The following is a 2,458-nucleotide window of genomic DNA, read 5'->3' as shown; positions in this document are numbered from 1 at the left end:
ATCCGCTGGGGGACGGAGCGGTCACCGCGTCGAAGTCGGTGCCCAGGACGACCTGGACGACGTCACCCAGCCCGTTGACCCGTTCGATGGCGGCGTCCTCGAACGACGACGCGACGGTGGCGGCGGCACCGCCGAACCTCGCGTCATCCTCCGCCGGGATGGCGCCGGCCACCACGGCGCACGGGTCCGCCGGCAGCCGGAGCGGCGGCAGGATCCGCACATCGGCGAGCACCAGCAGGTCGCCGTCGTCGACCGCGTTGTCGCGCAACGACATCGACGGGTCCAACGGCTCTCCGGCCGGCCGGGTGAGCTGCCAGTGCCGTGGTCCCTCCGATGTGCCAACGGTGACGTCGACGATCGACGGCATCAGCTCACCCAGCGGCAGGCCCGCGGGCACGACGAGGTCGACGGTCGCCGCGCCGCCGCCGGCCCCCGCCGCGTGAACGGCGATCCTGCGCAACGTATCCGGCACGGCTCGAACCTAACTCGGCGCGCCGGGGCGGTGACGCACGACTTGTCCGCGCTGTGGATGGCGCTGTGGATGGAACGGACCGGGCGTGTCGCGCGTCTACTCACACATGGACCCCGGCCGGATCGTCGTCGACAGCCCGCCCGAACCACCGGCCCACACACCGGTGAGCCCGCTGGCCCGGCTGCTGCCCGTGGCGATGATCGTCGCGATGGCGGGGATGACCGCGCTGTACCTGACCACGGCGGGCTCGTCACGCAACCCGATGTTCCTGTTCTTCCCGGCCATGATGCTGGTGTCGTTGGTCGGCACCCTCGCCTACGGTGGCCGCGGCCGGGCCGGTGACCTCGACGGGCAACGTGCCGGCTATCTGCGCTACCTCGACACCGTCGACCGGGCGCTCGTGGCGGCCGCCGACGGACAGTACAGATCGCAGTGGGAGCTGCACCCCGACCCCGCGGCGCTGTGGACCCTTGCCGGCAGCGCGCGGATGTGGGAACGCGGACAGGACGATTCACAGTTCGGAGTGGTCCGCATCGGCGTGGGGGAGCAGCCGGCGGCTGTCACCGTGGTGGCGCCCGAACCGGGTTCCGACGACGACGCCGATCCCGTCACCACCGGGGCCGTGCGCCGGATGCTGCGACACCACGCGGTCGTCGCGGAGGTTCCCGTCGCGGTGCGGTTGCCGGCGACCCGACTGATCACCCTCACCGGTGAGCCCGCGGCGGTCCGGGCCGCGGCCAGGGCGATGGTCTGCCAGCTCGCGGTACACCACGATCCACGTCTCGTGGCCGTCGGCGCGGTCACACCGGGCCCGGACTGGGACTGGCTGAAATGGCTCCCGCACCAGGACGATCCGAGAGCGGGCCGGCGCCACCTGCTCGTCGTCGACGGCGGCGCGGTCCCCGGGCCGGCCGAGGGCGTCACCGTCGTCGCGCTGCGTCCCGGGCACGATACCGGCGTGCAGGTGGACGCCGACGGTCAGCTGCTGGACGTGCGGTGCGACCGGCTCTCCCATGCCGACGCGCTGGCGTGTGCGCGGCGACTGGCACGTCACCGGCCGGCCGTGGCCACGCGTGGTTCGGCGGATGCGCCGGAGTGGCCGGCTCTGATGGGGATCGACGATCCGGAGATGTTCGACCCCACCGCGAGGTGGCCGCGGCGGGCCGGGCCCGAGCTGTCACCGGTGCCGATCGGGGTCACCGAGGACGGTGACGTGGTCGAGCTCGACATCAAAGAGGCCGCGGCCGGAGGGCTGGGACCGCACGGATTATGCGTCGGCGCAACGGGTTCGGGCAAGTCGGAGTTCCTCCGGACGCTGGCGCTGGGCATGGTCGCCGCACATCCGCCGGACGCGCTCAACCTCGTGCTCGTCGACTTCAAGGGCGGCGCGACGTTCCTCGGTCTGGAAAGTGTCGATCACGTCTCGGCGGTGATCACGAACCTCGCCGACGAGGCGCCGCTGGTGTCACGCATGCGCGAGGCCCTCTCCGGCGAGATCAACCGCAGACAGGAGATCCTGCGCGCGGCGGGCAACCTCACCAACCTCACCGAATACGGGCGGGCCCGGGCCCGCGACCGGACGCTGGCGCCGTTGCCGGCACTGCTGATCATCGTCGACGAATTCTCCGAGTTGCTGAGCCGGCACCCCGACTTCGCCGAGTTGTTCGTCGCGATCGGCCGCCTCGGTCGCTCGCTCGGCATGCACCTGCTGCTGGCCACCCAACGCCTCGACGAAGGCAGGCTGCGCGGCCTGGAGACCCACCTGTCCTACCGGGTCTGCCTGAAGACGTTCTCCCCCGGTGAATCCCGGGCGGTGCTCGGCGTCCCCGACGCACACCACCTGCCCGCGCAGCCGGGTGCGGCCTATCTCAGCACCGCCGCCGGCGCACTGGTCCGGTTCCAGACCGCGTTCGTCTCCGGCAGATTCCCGGTGCGCCGGCGGCACCGGCCCGGCGGGCCCGCGGTGCGTCGCTTCACGCCGAGCGG

The 2,458-nt window shown here is 72.3% G+C and carries 1 protein-coding gene and 1 pseudogene; one reads left to right on the top strand and one right to left on the bottom strand.

From position 1 onward, the window contains the following. Nucleotides 1-286: 286 nt before the first annotated feature. A pseudogene (locus tag ASJ79_RS34880) lies at nucleotides 287-397 on the bottom strand (hypothetical protein); the annotation flags it as partial. Nucleotides 398-557: 160 nt separating this feature from the next. Here ASJ79_RS34880 and eccCa point away from each other — a divergent pair. Beyond that, nucleotides 558-2,458: type VII secretion protein EccCa (gene eccCa, locus ASJ79_RS22545; RefSeq protein ID WP_369803742.1), on the top strand; the 1,901-nt coding region annotated here is incomplete at its 3' end.

The sequence above is a fragment of the Mycobacterium sp. NAZ190054 genome (assembly GCF_001545925.1).
GTDB lineage: Bacteria > Actinomycetota > Actinomycetes > Mycobacteriales > Mycobacteriaceae > Mycobacterium.
The sequence above is the reverse complement of the archived record's forward strand: the minus strand, read 5'-3'. Positions and strand labels throughout refer to the sequence as shown.